This is a genomic window from Variovorax sp. 10N432, from assembly GCF_056394465.1.
Window position 1 is genome coordinate 104,079 of the sequence record NZ_JBFTHX010000006.1, and the last position, 17,453, is coordinate 121,531.

Annotated in this window: 17 protein-coding genes; 11 read left to right on the forward strand and 6 right to left on the reverse strand. The window is 69.8% G+C overall.

Annotated features, from left to right (window positions below; translation table 11 throughout):
- Nucleotides 1-20 precede the first annotated feature (20 nt).
- Nucleotides 21-179, reverse strand: a complete 159-nt coding sequence (locus AC1DF3_RS09560) for a hypothetical protein (RefSeq protein ID WP_286520391.1) — start codon at nt 177-179, stop codon at nt 21-23.
- A gap of 268 nt (nt 180-447) precedes the next feature.
- Here AC1DF3_RS09560 and AC1DF3_RS09565 point away from each other — a divergent pair, with 268 nt between their 5' ends.
- From AC1DF3_RS09565 to AC1DF3_RS09600, 8 genes are all read left to right on the forward strand, one after another.
- Nucleotides 448-681, forward strand: coding sequence for a hypothetical protein (locus AC1DF3_RS09565; protein ID WP_286531019.1), 234 nt, complete (start codon nt 448-450; stop codon nt 679-681).
- 231 nt (nt 682-912) lie between these two features.
- Nucleotides 913-1,146, forward strand: coding sequence for a hypothetical protein (locus AC1DF3_RS09570; RefSeq protein ID WP_478139483.1), 234 nt, complete (start codon nt 913-915; stop codon nt 1,144-1,146).
- 19 nt (nt 1,147-1,165) lie between these two features.
- Nucleotides 1,166-3,376 carry a phosphocholine-specific phospholipase C gene (locus AC1DF3_RS09575; protein WP_478139484.1) on the forward strand — a complete coding sequence of 737 codons (2,211 nt, stop codon included), beginning with the start codon at nt 1,166-1,168 and terminating at the stop codon, nt 3,374-3,376.
- Nucleotides 3,377-3,440: 64 nt separating this feature from the next.
- Complete coding sequence (locus AC1DF3_RS09580) at nt 3,441-4,217, forward strand: DeoR/GlpR family DNA-binding transcription regulator (protein ID WP_478139485.1); 777 nt, start codon at nt 3,441-3,443, stop codon at nt 4,215-4,217.
- A 146-nt stretch (nt 4,218-4,363) separates the two neighbouring features.
- A complete protein-coding gene (locus tag AC1DF3_RS09585) occupies nt 4,364-5,488 on the forward strand; it encodes a sugar ABC transporter substrate-binding protein (protein ID WP_286531024.1) in 1,125 nt (374 codons plus the stop codon).
- 18 nt (nt 5,489-5,506) lie between these two features.
- Complete coding sequence (locus AC1DF3_RS09590; RefSeq protein ID WP_478139486.1) at nt 5,507-7,030, forward strand: sugar ABC transporter ATP-binding protein; 1,524 nt, start codon at nt 5,507-5,509, stop codon at nt 7,028-7,030.
- Nucleotides 7,030-8,013 (forward strand): ABC transporter permease, encoded by a 984-nt coding sequence (locus AC1DF3_RS09595; protein WP_286531027.1) that lies wholly within the window; start codon nt 7,030-7,032, stop codon nt 8,011-8,013. Before AC1DF3_RS09590 ends, AC1DF3_RS09595 begins: the two co-directional genes overlap by 1 nt.
- Nucleotides 8,014-8,023: 10 nt before the next feature.
- A complete protein-coding gene (locus tag AC1DF3_RS09600; RefSeq protein ID WP_286531029.1) occupies nt 8,024-8,992 on the forward strand; it encodes an ABC transporter permease in 969 nt (322 codons plus the stop codon).
- Here the strand turns inward: AC1DF3_RS09600 and AC1DF3_RS09605 are convergent.
- A complete protein-coding gene (locus AC1DF3_RS09605; RefSeq protein WP_478139487.1) occupies nt 8,943-10,016 on the reverse strand; it encodes an MBL fold metallo-hydrolase in 1,074 nt (357 codons plus the stop codon). The genes AC1DF3_RS09600 and AC1DF3_RS09605 overlap by 50 nt on opposite strands.
- A gap of 71 nt (nt 10,017-10,087) precedes the next feature.
- Between AC1DF3_RS09605 and AC1DF3_RS09610 the strand changes: the two genes are divergently transcribed.
- Nucleotides 10,088-10,582 carry a CinA family protein gene (locus AC1DF3_RS09610; protein WP_478139488.1) on the forward strand — a complete coding sequence of 165 codons (495 nt, stop codon included), beginning with the start codon at nt 10,088-10,090 and terminating at the stop codon, nt 10,580-10,582.
- On the opposite strand, the gene AC1DF3_RS09615 is transcribed toward AC1DF3_RS09610, so the two are convergent.
- Together AC1DF3_RS09615 and AC1DF3_RS09620 are read right to left on the reverse strand one after the other, a co-directional pair.
- Complete coding sequence (locus AC1DF3_RS09615; protein ID WP_478139489.1) at nt 10,579-12,999, reverse strand: mechanosensitive ion channel family protein; 2,421 nt, start codon at nt 12,997-12,999, stop codon at nt 10,579-10,581. The two genes, AC1DF3_RS09610 and AC1DF3_RS09615, sit on opposite strands and share 4 nt — an antisense overlap.
- Nucleotides 13,000-13,039: 40 nt before the next feature.
- Nucleotides 13,040-15,286: a heavy metal translocating P-type ATPase gene (locus AC1DF3_RS09620; RefSeq protein ID WP_478139490.1), complete on the reverse strand. Its 2,247-nt coding sequence runs from the start codon at nt 15,284-15,286 to the stop codon at nt 13,040-13,042.
- A gap of 171 nt (nt 15,287-15,457) precedes the next feature.
- Here AC1DF3_RS09620 and AC1DF3_RS09625 point away from each other — a divergent pair, with 171 nt between their 5' ends.
- Together AC1DF3_RS09625 and AC1DF3_RS09630 are read left to right on the forward strand one after the other, a co-directional pair.
- On the forward strand, nt 15,458-15,826 hold the full coding sequence (locus tag AC1DF3_RS09625) for a hypothetical protein (RefSeq protein WP_478139491.1): 369 nt from the start codon (nt 15,458-15,460) through the stop codon (nt 15,824-15,826).
- A gap of 47 nt (nt 15,827-15,873) precedes the next feature.
- Complete coding sequence (locus tag AC1DF3_RS09630) at nt 15,874-16,485, forward strand: response regulator transcription factor (protein ID WP_478139492.1); 612 nt, start codon at nt 15,874-15,876, stop codon at nt 16,483-16,485.
- Nucleotides 16,486-16,495: 10 nt separating this feature from the next.
- Here AC1DF3_RS09630 and AC1DF3_RS09635 read toward each other — a convergent pair whose 3' ends face one another.
- Together AC1DF3_RS09635 and AC1DF3_RS09640 are read right to left on the reverse strand one after the other, a co-directional pair.
- On the reverse strand, nt 16,496-16,894 hold the full coding sequence (locus tag AC1DF3_RS09635; RefSeq protein WP_286531039.1) for a hypothetical protein: 399 nt from the start codon (nt 16,892-16,894) through the stop codon (nt 16,496-16,498).
- A 12-nt stretch (nt 16,895-16,906) separates the two neighbouring features.
- On the reverse strand, nt 16,907-17,353 hold the full coding sequence (locus tag AC1DF3_RS09640) for a YidH family protein (RefSeq protein ID WP_286531040.1): 447 nt from the start codon (nt 17,351-17,353) through the stop codon (nt 16,907-16,909).
- Between the last annotated feature and the right edge of the window lie 100 nt (nt 17,354-17,453).

The window sequence follows — 17,453 nt, forward strand, 5'->3', positions numbered from 1 at the left end:
CATTCTGCGGCCTGCCCGGGTCACTTGAAGGGCTGGTCGCGGATCGTCTCGGCCGACTTCCGCAACTGGGCCTCGATCTCCTGAGCGATGTCGTCGCGGCGCCGCTTGCGGAGATAGACCGCCACCGCACCGACGAGCACCGCCGACAGTGCGACAAACCCGTAGACGCCCACTTCCATCGCCCGTTCTCCCGATTCCCGGCTGGATTGCCCAACGAAAGGCCCTCCGCCGACTTTCGTCCGTGCGGAGGGCCTCCGCGGTCCCGGAGTGCCCATGGGGTGTTGCCGAGACCGTGGAGCGACTATGCGACCGGCACGGCGCCCCCGGGTTCAGCGGCGAACTGAAGAGAAGGCCGGACGTTTCCTACTTCGCCGGCGCCGGCGCCGGCTCGCCGCGCCGCGATGGATGCCGGCATACTCGTGCGCTCAACGAGGAAGAGACAAGAACGTGGCCCCAGCTGAACTCACCTTTGTCTACAAGGGCTACCGGGTGCTGGCCTTCACAAGCCCGTCGCCGTATCGGCGTTATTGGGCCTGGGTGTCCTTCGACCTCTTCCCCGGAATTCCCGGCGCCCATCCGCGGCATCTCGTGCCCGGCGAGTTTTCCGATCGGCAAGCCGCCCTCATCGCCGCCGACGGCTACGCCAAGAGCAAGATCGATCGCGGCGAGGTGTGGGGCTGAACGGCCCCCGCGCCGCTCCCTGAATCTCTTCGACCGACGTCGCGTCCGCAGCGACGCGGGACACCCTGCGCCTGTCAAAGCACTGACATGTGCCGCGGCCATCATTGTGGCATCCAGAGTGTTTGTGGAAATTAGTGCAAATGCAAAAGTTGCCTCATCGGCAACGAGACGCACCCGGCGCGCTCTGGAGCTTCGCCCACCCGACATCCGCTCACGAAAGAAAGAGATTCCATGCATGCGCGTTTCGCTTCCTCCTGTTCCGAACTCCGGCCTGGTTGGCGCGCGGTTCTGCTCGGCCTCGCGACCGTCTTCGCGCTGAGTGCCTGCGGCGGCGGCGGCGGCAGCAACGGTGCGATCCCTCCGGTCGCCGGCGGCACCGCGACCTCGCCCGGCACCTCCGGCACGCCCGCCGCGCCCGTGACGCCGGACACATCCGCCAAACCCGAAATGCGCTGCGCGCCCTGATCCCCGACCGGAACCCCTCATGACTTCACGACGCAACTTCCTGCGCGGCGCCGCCACCACCGGCATCGCCGCCGCCACGCTCGCCTCCTTTCCGCCGGCCATCCGCCGCGCCCTCGCCATTCCGGCCAACAATGCGACCGGAACGATCATGGACGTCGAGCACGTCGTGATCCTGATGCAGGAGAACCGCTCGTTCGACCACTACTTCGGCACCCTCGCCGGCGTGCGTGGCTTCGGCGACCGGTTCACGATCCCGCTGCCCAACGGCCGCACAGTGTGGGAGCAGGAATACCTGGCCGGCCAGATCGTCACGCCCTACTACCTCGACAGCTCCAAGGGCAACGCGCTGCGCGTCAAGGGCACGCCGCACGACTGGAACGACGGCCAGAACGCCTGGGACGGCGGCCGCCTGAGCAAATGGCCGACCTACAAGAAGACATCGACCGCGCCCTTCACGCAGTCGATGGGCTACTACCGGGAGGCCGAGCTGACGTTCCAGTTCGCGCTGGCCAATGCCTTCACGGTGTGCGATGCCTACCACTGCGCGATGCACACCGGCACCAACTCCAACCGCAGCTTCCACTGGACCGGCACCAACGGACCGACCGGCGCCAACGTGGCGATGGTCACCAACGAATGGGACGATATCGGCCCCTCGACCCAGGGCTATGGCTGGACCACCTACCCCGAGCGCCTCGAGAAGGCCGGTGTCAGCTGGATCGTCTACCAGAACATGCCGTCGAACTACACCGACAACCCGCTGTGCGGCTTCAAGCAGTACCGCCTTGCCAACGAGGCCTCGGGCAAGCCCGTGAGCCACGACGGCAGCGTGGTGTCGCCGGCCTATGACCCGGCCTCCGACAATGTCGGCAACCCGCTCTACAAGGGCATCGCCAACACGATGCCGGACGGCGGCTTCCTCGCCACCTTCAAGCAGGACATCCTGAACCGCAAGCTGCCGCAGGTCAGCTGGGTGGTCGGGCCCTCGACCTACTCGGAGCATCCGAGCCCGTCGAGCCCGGTGCAGGGCGCCTGGTACATCCAGGAGGTGCTGGACGCGCTCACCGCCGTGCCCGAGGTCTGGAGCAAGACCGTGCTGATCGTCAACTTCGACGAGAACGACGGCTTCTTCGACCACGTGCCTTCGCCCTCGGCGCCATCGAAGGACGCGGGCGGCGTTGCCGCCGGCAAGACCACGCTGGTCGACGCCGAGATGGGCGTCGAGTACTTCACCCATCCGGCGCCCCCCGGCACGGTCGACCAGGACACGCCGGACGGCCGCGTGTACGGCCCCGGCATGCGCGTGCCGATGTATGTCATCTCGCCCTGGAGCCGCGGCGGCTGGGTCAACTCGCAGGCTTTCGACCACACGTCGGTGCTGCGCTTCCTCGAGGCCCGCTTCGGCGTCAAGGAGACCAACATCAGTGCGTTCCGGCGCGCGGTGTGCGGCGACCTCACGAGCGTCTTCAATTTCGCGACCCCGAACACCGAGGTGCTGCCGACGCTGGCCGGGCGCACGACCAAGGCCGCCGCCGACACGCTGCGTGCGTCGCAGGATGCGCTGACCCAGGTGGCGCTGCCCGGCACCGCGACCTTGCCGAAGCAGGCCACCGGAACCCGGCCCTCGCGCGCGCTGCCCTACGAGCTGCACACCAGTGCGCGCTGCGACGCCGCGAGCGGCAAGGTGCAGCTGCTGTTCGCCAACACCGGCAAGCAGGCCGCCGTGTTCCACGTCTACGACAAGCTGCACCTGGACCGCTTGCCGCGCCGCTACATGGTCGAGGCGGGCAAGACGCTGGACGACACCTGGGCCGCGATGACCGACGACGCCGGGCTGTACGACCTGTGGGTGCTGGGCCCGAACGGCTTCCATCGCCACTTCAAGGGCGACCTCAATGCGCTGCGTGCCAACGGCGTGGCCCAACCCGAAGTGCGGGTGTGCTACGACATCACGAACGGCAACGTCTACCTGACCATGATGAACACGGGCACGAAGGCGGCCGGCTTCACGGTCAAGGCCAAGGCCTATCGCGGCGATGGCCCGTGGGCGGCCTCGGTCGCCGGCAACAGCACGGTCGACCAGCACTGGGATCTGGCCGCCAGCGGCCAGTGGTATGACTTCGCCGTGACCTGCGACACCGACCCGCGCTACTACCGGCGCTTCGCCGGCCGGGTCGAGACCGGCAAGCACACGGTCAGCGATCCGGCGATGGGCATGGCGGACCTCTGACCGGGGCGGCGCCGCGGCGTGCAATCATGGCGCTCGTTGCCGCGGCGCCCAGACCCTCCTTCCCATGCTCCAAGAAGAACGTTTCCTCCGCATCCGCAGCCTGCTGGCCACCTTCTCCCGCCTGAGCGTCGACCGCGTCGTGCAGGACCTGTCCGTCTCGCGCGAAACCGTGCGGCGCGACCTGCTCGAGCTCGAAGGGCTGGGCGAGCTGCGCCGGGTGCATGGCGGCGCCGTCGCCACGCCGCCCGAGCCCGAGCCGCCGCTGGCGCTGCGGTTGATCGCACGCCAGAAGGAAAAGCGCGCCATCGCCCGGGCCGCTGTCGCACTGCTGCGGCCCGGCCAGACCTTGTTCCTCGATGCCGGCAGCACCACGTCGATCCTGGCCGAAGAGATCGCGACGCTCAGCGGCATGACCGTGATCACCAACTCACTGGCCATCGCACTCAAGCTGGCCGGTGCCGACGAAGGCCGGGCCGCGCGCAACGAGGTGCGCCTGCTGGGCGGCGCCATCGACGTGAAGACGCAGGCCACGCATGGCGAAGGCACGCTGGAGGACATCCGGCGCTTTCGTGCCGACGTGGCGCTGCTGTCGCCGGCGGGCCTGCATCCGAAGCACGGCGCGATGAGCTTCGAGCACCACGAAGCCGCCGTCGCGCGCGCCATGTCGGAACAGGCGCAGCAGGTGGTGATCCTGGCCGACCACAGCAAGATCGGCCAGGCCAGCCGCGTGACCTACGTCCGCAGCGCCGACATCGACATCGCCGTCACGGACACCAGGGCGCGCGAGGTGGGCGCGCTCGCCGCGCTGCGCAAGGCGTGTCCGCGCGTGATCGTCGCCTGAGGCAAGGGTATTCACCAAGCGGGCCGAAAGACCACATATTCGTATGATGTCCGGGCCCCTTGCGCGCCGGACGACGTGCCGGGGGCGCACGGCATTGTTCGTCCGTTGGCCGGTCGCCCCGACCGAGTCCTCCGAAGGAGACAGCAATGATCATTCGCACACGCTTCGCCGCGGCGGTCGCCGCATGCCTCGCCACCGGTGCCGTCATGGCGGCCGGACCGGCAGTGGTCAGCGGACCCGGCGAGAACCCGGCCTGCTTCAAGCCCTGGGACGCCAGCACCAAGTACTTCCAGTGGCCCGCCAAGAAGGGCCCATACCGCATCGCGCTGGCCAACGGCTTCGTCGGCAACACCTGGCGCATCCAGATGATCAAGATGGCCAAGGCCTACGCGGCGACGCCGGAAATGAAACCGCAGATCAAGGAATTCAAGATCGTCTCGACCGGCACCGACGTCGCCGCCCAGATCGCGGCCATGGACAACTTCATCAACTCGGGCTACGACGCCATCGTGACGATCGCGGTGAACCCGACGGCCTTCGCGCCGGTGATCAAGCGCGCCAATGCCGCCGGCATCGTCGTCGTGCCTTTCGACAACGTGCTCGACAGCACCGAGGTGATGATGGTCAACGAGGACCAGACCGCGATGGGCGCGCAGTCGGGCGAATGGCTGGTGAAGAACATCCCGTCGAAGAGCGGCCGGCTGCTCGAGGTGCGCGGTGTTCCGGGCAACTCGGTCGACCGCGACCGCCACCTGGGCTTCCGCAAGGTGGTCGAGGCGCCGGGCAACAAGTTCGAGGTCGTCGAAGTGGTCGGCAACTGGGACGACGGCACGGCCCAGAAGGCGGTGGCCGATGCTGTGGCGGTGCACAAGAACTTCGACGGCATGTACACCCAGGGCGGATCGACCGGCTCGGTGCGGGCCCTGATCGATGCCAAGCACAAGATGATTCCGGTGGCCGGCGAGGCCGAGAACGGCTTCCGCAAGCTGTGCGTCGAGCGCGCCAAGGACGGCCTGCTGTGCACCTCCATGGGCCAGTCGCCGGGGCTGGTCGCGATCTCGATGAAGGCGGCCGTCGCGGCGCTGCAAGGCAAGGTGATGCCGCAGCTGATCTCGGTGCCGATCCCGACCGCCACCCACCCCGACTTCAAGGCCGGCGAGAACTACTTCCCCGACCTGACGGACAACTTCTTCACCACCAACGACTTTCCGCCTTGCGGCGTGACGCTGAAGGCGACCGACATCATGTCGAAGGACGAGAAGAACAACTGACGCGACGGACGTTTCGGTTTGGACCCGGTCCTCGAGCTGGTCGACGTCTCCAAGCGCTATGGCGGCGTGCGGGCGCTCGACCGCGCGCAGTTCGCCTGCGCGCCCGGGCGCATCCATGCGCTGCTGGGCGAGAACGGCGCGGGCAAGTCGACCCTGATCAAGATCATGGCCGGGGTGGTGCAACCCGACGAGGGCCGCATCGTCCTCGAGGGGAGCGATCGCCGCTTCGTGCATCCGCAGCACGCCGTGGCGGCGGGCATCGCCTGCATCTTCCAGGAGCTGTCGTTGATGCCGCACCTGAGCGTGGCCGACAACATCTGCATCACCAACCCGCCGACCCGCCTCGGCCTCATCGACCGCCGGGCCCAGCGCCGCGTGGCCGAGGCGGCGCTGGCCCGCGCCGGGGCCGAGGACATCCATCCGCTGGCGCCGGTCGACAGCCTCTCGCTGTCGCGCCGCCAGATGGTCGAGATCGCCAAGGCCCTGTCGCGGCAGCCGAAGATCCTGATCCTCGACGAAGCCACCTCGGCCCTCACTGCGGCCGACGTGCAGCGGGTCTACGGCCTGCTCAAGCGGCTGCGCGACGAGGGCCTGGCGATCGTCTACATCTCGCACCGCATGAACGAGATCGCCGAACTGGCGGACGAATGCTCGGTGTTCCGCAACGGCCGGCACGTGGCGACCTTCGAGGCCGGCAGCCAGAGCGATGCGCAGACGGTCGAGATGATGATCGGCCGCGACATCGCGCATGCCTTCCCGCCCAAGCCGCCGCCGCGCGCTGCCGCCGAGACGGCGCCGCCGGCCCTGGACGTGCGCGGCCTGTCGTGGGGCGGCCGGCTGCACGACATCCGGCTGGCTGTGCGCGCGGGCGAGATCGTCGGGCTCGGCGGGCTCGACGGCCAGGGCCAGCGCGAGTTCTTCCTGGCGCTGTTCGGCGTCTTGCGCGGGGTGACCGGAGAGGTGCGCCAGGGCGGCGATCCGGTCTCGGCCGGCAGCCCGCGCCAGGCCAAGCGCCGCGGGATCGGCATCGCCCTGGTGCCGGAGGACCGCAAGACCGACGGCCTGATGCTGCCGATGTCGGTGCGCGACAACCTGAGCTTCGCGGCGCTCGATCGCCTGAGCCGGGCCGGTGTCGTCATCGCGTCGGCGGAGGTCGAGGCCACCGCCGCGATGGTCCGCAGGCTGTCGATCAAGGCGCCCGAACTCGGCGACCCGGTGGCGACGCTGTCGGGCGGCAACCAGCAGAAGGTCGTGATCGCGAAATGGCTGATGAACGCGCCGCGCATCGTGCTGCTCAGCGACCCCACGCGCGGCATCGACGTCGGCACCAAGCAGGAGATCTATGTGCTGCTGCGGCGCCTGGCCGAGGAGGGCGCCGCCGTGCTGCTGTATTCGACCGACTATGCCGAGCTGATCGGCTGCTGCGACCGTGTCGCCGTGTTCTTCGACGGCCGCATCGTGCGCTGGCTGGCCGGCGCCGAGCTGACCGAGCACGCGCTGGTGGCCAGCGCGCTCAATCTCACGGCGGAGACCTTGCACTGATGCGCGAGGACTGGCGCTTCCGGTTGCGCGAGCAGCGCGCCTGCTGGACCGCCGCCGCCCTGTTCGTGCTGATCTTCGCGCTCTACATCGCCAAGCACCAGACCGGCTGGACCGTGCCGGTGCTCACCACCGCCGCCAACAAGGGCGTGCTGCTGGCGATCGTCGCGATGGCGCAGACCTTGCCGGTGCTGACCTCGGGCATCGACCTGTCGGTCGGCATGGTGTTCGTGCTGGCGAACTGCCTCGCCTCGCACCTGGTGGTCGGCACGCCCCTGCAGGCGGCGGCCGGCGTGCTCGTCGTGCTGGCCACGGGCGCGCTGTGCGGCTGGATCAACGGCGCGATCATCGTCTATGGCCGGCTGCAGCCGATCATCACGACGCTGGCCACCGGCGCGGTCTATTTCGGCCTCGCGCTGGGCCTGCGGCCGGTGCCGGGCGGCGACGTCCATGCCGGCCTGGCCGACGCGCTCACCGGCGCGCTGCCGGGCGGCGTCCCCGCGATGCTGGTGGTGCTGCTCGCGGTGGTCCTGCTGGTCTGGGTACCGTTTCGGCGGTCGGCGGTCGGCCGCGCGGCACTGGCGATCGGCTCGGCCGAAGCGGCGGCCTACATGTCGGGCGTCAACATCGGCCGCACCCGTCTCGTGACCTATACGCTGGCCGGATTGCTGGCGTCGATCGGCGGGCTGCTGCTGACTTTCGTCACCTATTCCGGCGAGGCCTCGGCGGCGATCGGCGGCGTCTACACCCTGAACTCCATCGCCGCCGTGGTCATCGGCGGCACCTCGCTCGCCGGCGGCGCGGGCAGCGCCATCGGCTCGGTGTTCGGCGCGCTGGTGCTGCGCACCATCGGCGACCTGCTCTTCGTGTTCGATCTCGAGCCGCTGTGGCAGCCGCTGTTCCAGGGCGTCATCCTGCTGGCCGCGGTCAGCCTCGGGGCGCTGCGGCTGCTGAAGGTCGACAACCGGCTCGACCTCTTCAAGTGACGCCGCCATCGTGACCGCGCTCGCCCTTCGCCTCCGGCGCTCCCGCCATTTGCCGGTCGTCGCGGCGGCGGCCTGCACGCTCGGGCTGCTGCTGGTCGGCAGCCTCTACTCGAGGAACTTTCTTTCGGCCGACTACCTGTTGCTGCAACTGCAGATCGCCTCGTTCCTCGGTCTCGTCGCGACCGGCGCGATGCTGGTCATCCTGCTGGGCGGCATCGACCTGTCGGTGCCCTGGCTGGTGACGGTCGGCGGTGTCATGTCGGCGGCCGCGGCCGGCTGGTGGGGCCCTGCCGGCGAGTGGCTCGCGATTCCGTTCGGCATTCTCTGCGGCTGCCTGTTCGGAATCGTCAACGGCATCGGCGTGGCCTACCTGCGGGTGCCGTCGATGATCTTCACGCTCGGCATCAATGCGGTGGCCCAGGGCCTGATCGTGGTCCAGACCGGGGGCTTCGCGCCGCAGGACCGCGCCACGCCGGCCATGCACCTGCTGGCCACCGGGCGCTCGCTGCTCGGCATTCCCAATCCGCTGCTGGTCTGGATCGTGGTGGGCGCATGCACCCTGTTCCTGTTGCACCGCACCACGCTGGGCCGTGCCATCTACGGCGTCGGCAACAGCGAGCGCGCCGCCTACCTGTCGGGGGTGGACACGCGGCGGGTCACGTTGCTGTGCTTCGCGATCGCCGGCGCCTGCTCGGCGGCGGCCGGCGTGCTGCTCACCGGCTATTCGACCAAGGCCTACCAGGCCATGGGAGACGCCTACCAGCTGCCCGCGATCGCCGCCGTCGTGCTGGGCGGGACCCACATCCTCGGCGGCCGGGGCTCGTATGTCGGCACGGTGGTGGGCGTGATCCTGATCACGCTGCTGCAGTCGATCCTCTCGGTGATGCAGATCCCCGAGATGGGGCGCCAGGTGATCTACGGCGCGGTCATCATCGCGATGCTGCTGATGTATGGCCGGGGGCGCCGGCATTCGCAGTAGGCTCCAGCGGATAGCCGGCCTCGCGCCAGGCCTTCATGCCGCCATCCAGCGCCACCGCGTGCAGGAAGCCCATCTCCCGCAGGGTCGCCGCCGCCAGGGTCGAGATGTAGCCCAGCTCGCAGCAGGTCAGGATGCGCCGCGTCGGGTCCGGCAGCTCCTGGTTGACGCGCAGCTCGAGCTGCCCGCGCGGCAGCAGCCGGGCGCCGGGGATGTGGCCGGCCTCGAAGGCATCGCGTTCGCGCACGTCCAGCACGATCAGGTCGTCCTCGGCGGCCTCGACCCGACCCTTGAGCTCGACCAGCGACATGAAGGGCACCGACGAGGTGGCTTCGGCCAGCAGCCGGGCCACGGTCTTGCCGCCGCTCATGTTGGTGCGCAGGGCTTCCGTGATGTGGGTCGGCATCGTGAGGTTGAGGCTGCGCATCATCTCGACGAAGGCGGCCCGCTCGCGCTTCTGCAGCCGTGGATTCGACACCAGTTCCTCGCCAATCGTCGAATGGCTGCGGCCCTTGTAGTCGTGAGCCGGGTACACCTTGAGCGCCGGGTCGAGATGCAGCACCCGGTTGAAGAGGCTGTCGTAGAGCGCCTCGGGGTCGCCGCTCGGCAGGTCGGTGCGGCCGGTGCCGCCGATCAGCAGGGTGTCGCCGGTGAAGAGCCGGTCGCCGACCTGGATGCACATCGAGTCCGCCGTGTGGCCGGGCGTGTGCAGCACTTGCAGGCGCATCTGGCCGACCACGATCATCTCGCCGTCGCCGAGCCGCATGTCGACGAAGGGCGCCGGGCTGGCCCGCTGCATCACGACCGGCACGTCGAGCTGGCGCGCCAGTTCCTTGGTGGCCGAGAAATGATCGGCGTGGGTGTGGGTGTCGATGAGGTAGCGGATGCGCACCCCGTTCTGCGCGGCGAGGGCCACGTAGTGGTCGATCTGGCTCAGCGCCGGATCGATCAGGACGGCGGCGCGGGTCTCGTCGCAGCCCACGAGGTAGGACTGGCAGCCGCCGGTTGCAACTTGCTCGAAGATCATGGTGGGGACCTCGCTGGCGGTCGAGTCTAGCGGGCTCTGCGGCCAGGGGAAAGCGCCCTTACGATAGCCGCATGTCCGACCTGCCACCACTCTCCATGCTTGCCGCCCGCGTCGGCGCCACCCTGAAGGAGCGCGGCGAGACGGTCGCGGTCACCGAATCCTCGGCCGGCGGGCTGGTCTCGGCGGCACTGCTGGCGATACCGGGGGCCTCGGCTTTCTTCCTGGGCGGCGCCGTGGTCTACACCCGGCGCGCCGGCCGGGCGCTGCTCGGCCTGACGCCCGCCGACGTCGCCGGCCTGCGCGGCGAGACCGAGCCCTATGCCGCACTGGTCGCCAACCGGGTCCGCCAGCAGCTGCGCGCCACCTGGGGCCTGGCCGAAAGCGGCGCGGCGGGGCCGTCGGGCAGCCCCTACGGCGACCCGCCCGGCCATGTGTGCCTCGCGGTCGCCGGCGCCGCGACGTCGACCCGGACCGTCGCGACCGGCGAAGCCGAACGGGCCTTGAACATGGACCTGTTCGCGCGCCACCTGCTGGCGCTGTTCGACGACGTGCTGCGGCAGTCCTAAGACGGCTCCTTGCCCGCCAGCGCCTGCGCGAACTCCGCCGACAGGCCGCGCAGGTGCAGGTCGCTCTGCGGCCGGGGCACCTCGATGCCGGCTTCCGCCAGGCCTTCGCGCACCGCTACCGCCAGGTTGCTGCGCACCACCACCCAGCTGACGCTGTCGGTGGTCCAGGCGCGCAGGTTGAAGTCGAGGGCGCCGGCAGTCAGGCCGGTCATGAGGGCGGCGGGTTCCGGCACCGTGGCCACGCCGTCGACGCTGCGGGCGATCGCAAGCAGCAGCTCGATGGTGGTGCGCGGGGGCACGTCGGGGCCGGTGCTGACGTTGATGTCGATGCGCCGACGGGTGCCCCGCAGCGTCCAGTTGACCAGCTTGTCGGCCAGCAGCATGCCGTTGGGCACCACCACGTCGGCGCCTTCGAAGGTGGTCACGATGGTGGCCCGCATGCCGATCTGGCGCACCGTGCCGGACATGCCCGCGACGTCGACCACGTCGCCCGGCTGGATCGGCCGCTCGAACATCAGGATCAGGCCGGCGACGAAGTTCTTCACGACGTCCTGCAGCCCGAAGCCGATACCGACGCCGAGGGCACCGAACACGATGGCCAGCTGTCCGATCGGGAAGCCCAGCACGGCCAGCGCCGACAGCAGGCCGACCAGCAGGATCGTGTAGTAGGTCAGGGTCGAGATGCTGTTGCCCACGCCACGCGTGAGCGCGAGCGAAGGCAGGATGTCCTCGGCCAGCAGCATGCGGATCGTGCGCGCCAGCCAGAAGGCCAGGAAGGCGGCGGCCACGAACGCCGCGATGTTCCCGAGGCTCAGCGACACCACGCCGATCGTGAATCCGTAGGAGAGGATCGTCAGCAGGAAGTCCGACAGCGGGCGATAGATGCGAAAGGCCTGCAGCCCGATGACGACGCAGGCAACGGCCATCAGCGTGCGGCCGATCCTGGCGCCGGCGTCGATCAGCGAGCTGGTGTTGCGGGCCCCCGGGCGCGCCGGTCCAGGCCGCGCCAGCAACACCCTGAACAGCGCCACCAGCACCGTGGCCCCGGCATACATGACCAGGGCGAGGTAGCTGGTGTCGAGCACGGCGCTGGTCAGCATGGCCGACAGCGACAGGTTGCCGAGCAGATTGGAGACCGCGGCCGCCACGAGCACCGCCGAGGCGGCGCCCAGCAGGTAGATCATCGGGGTCGGACTGGACGGCGCGTCCGCGGTCCCGGCGGCGCGGCGCGCCCGCGCGACCAGCCAGACCAGGGTGCCGGCCATCGCCAGGTCCATCGCGAGCAGCATGCTCCGGTACAGGAATTCGTTGCCGAGCAGCAGCGAGGCCAGCACGTTCAGGAAGTAGAAGACGGCGCTGAGATAGGCCCAGGGGCCGACGGCCTGCAGGATCCGCTCGGGCAGCAGGCGGAGCACGGGCACCCACGCCAGCAGCATGGCCGCCTGCTGGCGGATGGCCGGGCCCTGGAAGTCGAACACCACCGCACCGAGCGCCAGCAGCACCAGCCAGCAGGCCCAGGGGCGGGTCAGCGCCTGGAGCGAAGCGGCGCTCGCATGGCCCTGGGCGATCAGCTGCCCGGCGCGATGGCGCAGCCAGAACAGCAGCGGCAGCAGCACCAGTCCGACGGCCACCAGCACGCGCAGCACGGGTGCGTTCGCGGCGTCGTGGTCGCGCGCGAAGGCGGTCTCGATGGCCAGGCTCTTGCGCAGGCTGGCGTTGGCCGTCTCGGAGGCCCGGCCGGCGGCGGCGCCCTGCCACAGGGCCGGCGAATCCATCGACAGCAGGCGTCGGTCGAGTTCCTCGACCTGAGTCTGCACCGCCGCCTGGCCGGCCTCTACCTCGGCCGCGAGCACGCTCGCCTTGCGGCCGAGGTCGAGCAGTTCGGCCAGGGGTTGCGCGACCCGCTGCTCGGCTTGCTCGATCTGCGCGATCAGCTCGTCGATGCGCTGCAGCAGCGCCGGCGCCAATTCGGTCGACGCGGCGCGCGTGGCCTGCCAGTCGCTGCGGCGGGCGGCCAGCGAGGCGGCGTCTTCGGCGTGCGCGTGGGTGGTTCGCGAGAGGCGGGCGCGGCCGTCGGCGAGCTCGCGGGCATAGAGCTGCCAGTGCCTCTGCAGGCTCTCGAGGCGGCGCACCGGCAGCGCGGCGAGGTCGGTGCCGGTGGACAGCGTCGACAACGCCTCGACGGCGGCGGACTGGCGGGCCAGCACGTCTTTCGAGCGCTGCAGTTCTTCCGGCGAGGCAGCGCGGCGCATGGCGGCCTGGACGAACTGCTCGTCGGCGTCGGCGCGGGCCGTGATGTCCGCGGTTGCGATCGGGGAGGCCGCCGTGGCGGCGACCGGTGCATCCGCTGCCGTCGCCGACTGCGCGCCAATGAGCCACAACGCGCAGGCGATGAAGGCGAGGAGGCGCGTGGGCATGGTCGGTGGCGGCGATGTTGCTTTCGAATCCTGAAGGGTGTCAAGGAGAACGAAGAGGCGGGCGCACGCCGCGCAGCAGCCGCAGCCCGTTGGCCACCACCAGCAGGCTCGCGCCCATGTCGGCGAAGACGGCCATCCACATGGTCGCACTGCCGAACACCGCCAGCACGAAGAAGACCGCCTTGATGCCGAGCGCGAGCGAGATGTTCTGCCACAGCACCGCGTGCGTGCGGCGCGACAGGCGGATCGTCTCGGCGATCCGGCCGAGGTCGTCGTTCATGATCACGACGTCGGCTGCCTCCACGGCGGTGTCGGTGCCGGCGCCGCCCATCGCGAAGCCGATGTCGGCCTGCGCCAGGGCCGGCGCGTCGTTGATGCCGTCGCCGGTCATGGCCGTCGGGCCGTAGCGCTGGCGCATGCCCCGGATGGCCGCCAGCTTGTCTTCCGGCAGCAGGCCGCCGCGGGCATCGTCGATCCCGGCCTCGCGCCCGAGCGCGAGGGCGGTCGCCTGGTTGTCTCCGGTCAGCATGACCGGGGTGACGCCGAGGGCCCGCAGCGCGGCGATGGCCCGCACCGAACCGGGCTTGATCGTGTCGGCCACCGCGAACACCGCCAGCACGCCGCCCTCGTCCGCCAGCAGGGTGACGGTGCGGCCCTGGGCTTCGTGGGCCGCCAGTTCGGCTTCGAGCGCCGGGTCGGCCTGGCCGCGTTCGCTGATCAGGCGATGGTTGCCGAGGACCATCGTGCGGCCCTCGACCACCCCCTCGACGCCGCGGCCGAGCAAGGCCTTGAATCCGTCCACCGCCAGTGCGTCGTCTTCGATGCCCAGGGCGATCGCGGCCGACACCGGATGGTCGGAGCGCGCCGCCAGGCTCTTGGCCCACTGCCGTGCCTGGCGCTCGTCGGCCTCGCGCCAGGCCGTGAAAGCCACCAGCCTGGGCTTGCCTTCGGTCAGGGTGCCGGTCTTGTCGAGTGCCACGGCCTTCAGCAGGCGGGCGTGTTCGAGGTGGCTGCCGCCCTTGATGAGGATGCCGCGCCGCGCGGCGGCCGCCAGCCCGCTGACCACCGTGACGGGGGTGGAGATGACAAGCGCGCAAGGGCAGGCGATCACCAGCAGCACCAGCGCCTTGTAGACGGCGGCCAGCCAGGGCCAGCCCAGCAGCAGCGGCGGCAGCACCGCCACCGCCAGCGCGATGGCGAAAACGGTGGGCGTGTAGATGGCGGCGAAGCGATCGACGAAGCGCTGGGTCGGGGCCCGCGTGCCTTGCGCTTCCTCGACGGCATGGATGATGCGCGCCAGCGTCGAGTCGCTGGCCGTCGCGGTGACGCGGAACTCGAGCTCGCCGTTCTGGTTGATCGTGCCGGCGAAGACCGGGCTGCCCGGCTCCTTGTCGGCCGGAATGCTCTCGCCGGTGACGGGCGCCTGGTCGATTGTGCTGTGGCCGCGCGTGACCATGCCGTCGAGCACCACGCGCTCGCCGGGCTTGACGCGGGCGATCGCGCCGATGGCGATCCCGGTCGCCGGCACGCGGCGCCAGCTGCCGTCGGGCTGCGCCACCTCGGCGTCGGCGGGCGCGAGATCGACCAGGCCCTTGATCGCGTTGCGGGCGCGGTCGACCGCCCGCGCCTCGATCAGCTCGGCAATGGCGTACAGGGCCATCACCATGGCGGCTTCCGGCCATTGGCCGATGACGAAGGCGCCGGTGACCGCGACCGACATCAGGGCGTTGATGTTGAGCTTGCCGTGCCGCAGGGCGCTCAGGCCCTTGGCGTAGGTCTCGAGGCCGGCCAGCCAGATCGCCGCCGCCGCGACCGCCATGCCGGCGGCCTTCCAGGCCAGGATGTCGGGGGCGAGGAAGGAGATCGCCTCGGCGGCGGCCGCCAGCGCGAGGGCGGCCGCGAGCCGCAGGTGGCCGGGGCTCGCGCCGTGCGCGTGCAGGGCGCCATCGGGCGATGGCGCGGATTGGGCCGCGACATCCAGCGGTTCGGGCACGAAGCCGGCCTTGCGAATGGCCGCCAGCGCGAGCGGCACCGCGGCGTCGGTGCCGTCGATGCGCAGCGTCCGCTGGCCGAGGCGGAAATGCAGCCCCCGAATACCGGCGATCGGCTCCACCAGCCGGCGAATCTCGGACTCTTCGACCGTGCAGTCCATGGTGGCGATGCGGAAGGTGTTCGGCGCGTCGCCGGGTTCGACCCGCGTGGGGTCGGGCGCGCTGAGTGGCGGGGCGGCGCAGCAGGCATCCGCTGCGGCCGCCGGCGCGTGGGGGTGGTGGTGGTGTTGGGCCATCTCGTTGTCGCTTTCGAGGGTATTTCACACCCTATACCCACTACAAGGTCAAGCGGGCCTCCGGCGTCGGGCCCGGGCTGGTCAAAGGGTACTGCCTGCCGGACAATTCAGACCAGTTCGCCCGACTCGCCTCACGCCGGATCTCCCGTCACCCCACCGAGGAGCAGCACCATGACCCCCAGCCCCATGCATGCGGCGATCTCTTGCGTCGCCCTTGCGGCGTGCGCTGCCGCGATCGCGCAATCGTCCGGCCTCGACGCGGCCCGGGCGCGCTACGAGCGCACGCTCGCGGACTGCAATGACGGACATCTGCCGCGCCCGCAACGCGATGCCTGCGTGCGCGATGCGGGCATGACGTGGGACCGGGCCCAACGCGGACTGCCGCCCCTGGACGATGTCACGTCGCCCGGCGGTCGCGCCGTCGTGGTCGTTCCGCAAGGCGCGCCGCCGCCCTTGAGCGACTCCGACACGGTGACTTCGCCGGACGGCGACTCGACGATCGTCCTGCCTGCGGACGGCTCCAGGCCCCTGACGCAGTGACGGCCTGATGCGGCAACACGACGCGGCCGATTCGCTAGACTGTCGAGATGCCGGACCCCACCGTATTCATCATCGATGACGACGAGGCCTATCGCGACTCCGTGCGGGAACTGGTGAGCTCGGTCGGCCTCGCCACCGAGACCTTCAGCTCGGCCCTTGCCTTCCTCGAGGTGTTCGACGCCTCACGTCCCGGCTGCCTGGTGCTGGACGTGCGCATGGCGCGCATGAGCGGCTTGGCGCTGCAGGAACGGCTGGCGGCGATCGGTGCCCGCATTCCCATCGTGTTCATCAGCGGTCACGGCGACATCGCGATGGCCGTCAAGGCGGTCAAGGATGGCGCCGTGGACTTCGTGCAGAAGCCGTACCGCGAGCAGCAGCTGCTCGATGCGATCGACGAGGCCTTGCGCCGGGATGCGAAGCTTCGCACGCCCGTGGACGATGGGCACAACGACCTCGACAAGCGGATCGAGGCCCTGACCGACCGTGAACGCGAGGTGATGCAGCTCGCGCTGAAGGGATTGCCGAGCAAGCTCATCGCCAAGGAGCTGGACATCAGCCACCGGACCGTCGAACAGCATCGCAGCAGGCTGCTCGAGAAGCTGGGCGTGAGTTCGATGACCGAGTTGATACGTCTCAGCCTCGAGCGGCCGGGCGGGTAGGGCGCCCTGGTCATCGGGACCGGGTGCGGCGCAGCATCCAGTTCACCAGGCTGCGAAACAGCAGGTAGGGAACCACCGCGAGCACGAGAGCCACCATCAGCGCCTCGCCCGGATAGACCCAGCGCATCGCGACGAACTGGTAGATCGCGTCCATCACGACCGCCACGATGAACACCTTGCTGACATGTCCCCAGCCCTCGCGGATCAAGGCTCTGCGCTGCGTGCGGTCGCGTACCAGTGCCATGAAGTAGAGCGGGCGTCCGTCCAGTGCATCCCGCCTGCCGGCCCGGTACGCCAGGAAGGCCGCCACCGCCGGCTGCAGGATGAAGCGGAATGCCAGCGGCGCATGCCGGCCGCTCGTGATGTCGGCCCAGGTGCGGGTGAGGAAATCCATCGGAAGATCGACCATGAGTCCTCCGCCTCAAAGCACCCTGAAGCTGATGCCCATGAAAGCGCACAGGCCCGTGACCGCCATGATCAGCGCCATGACGAAAGAGGGCTGGAAGATGCGGAAGCTCTTGGCTTCGCGAAGCTTCCTGATCCGGTACCAGTACTCGACCACGCCCATCAGCATCGCCACCGTTCCGAGGCCGGTGAGGAACAGCCCCATGTCGCGCGGCACGTGGCTGGGCGGCAAGGCCGCGCTCTGTTCACGGATGCTCTCGAGAACCTTGTAGATCGTGAAGCCGAAGCTGATCATGGACAGCGCGGTCCTCACCCATGCCATCAACGAGCGGTCCGCGGCCATCAGGGTGCGATCGATCGCCAGTTCGGTGTTGAACAGCGCCAGCTCGCTGGAGGACTTCTGCGCCAGCGCGGCCGCGCCTCGGGTCGAGTGGGTCGGCGTGGCTGAGGAAGGGTCTTGCATGGAGATCCGTTTCGCATGGTTGCGCGCTGCGAGGAGGCATTGTGCGCACGGCGGCCGGACAAATCCAGTCCTGCGGCCACGTAGCGCCACGTACGTGGCA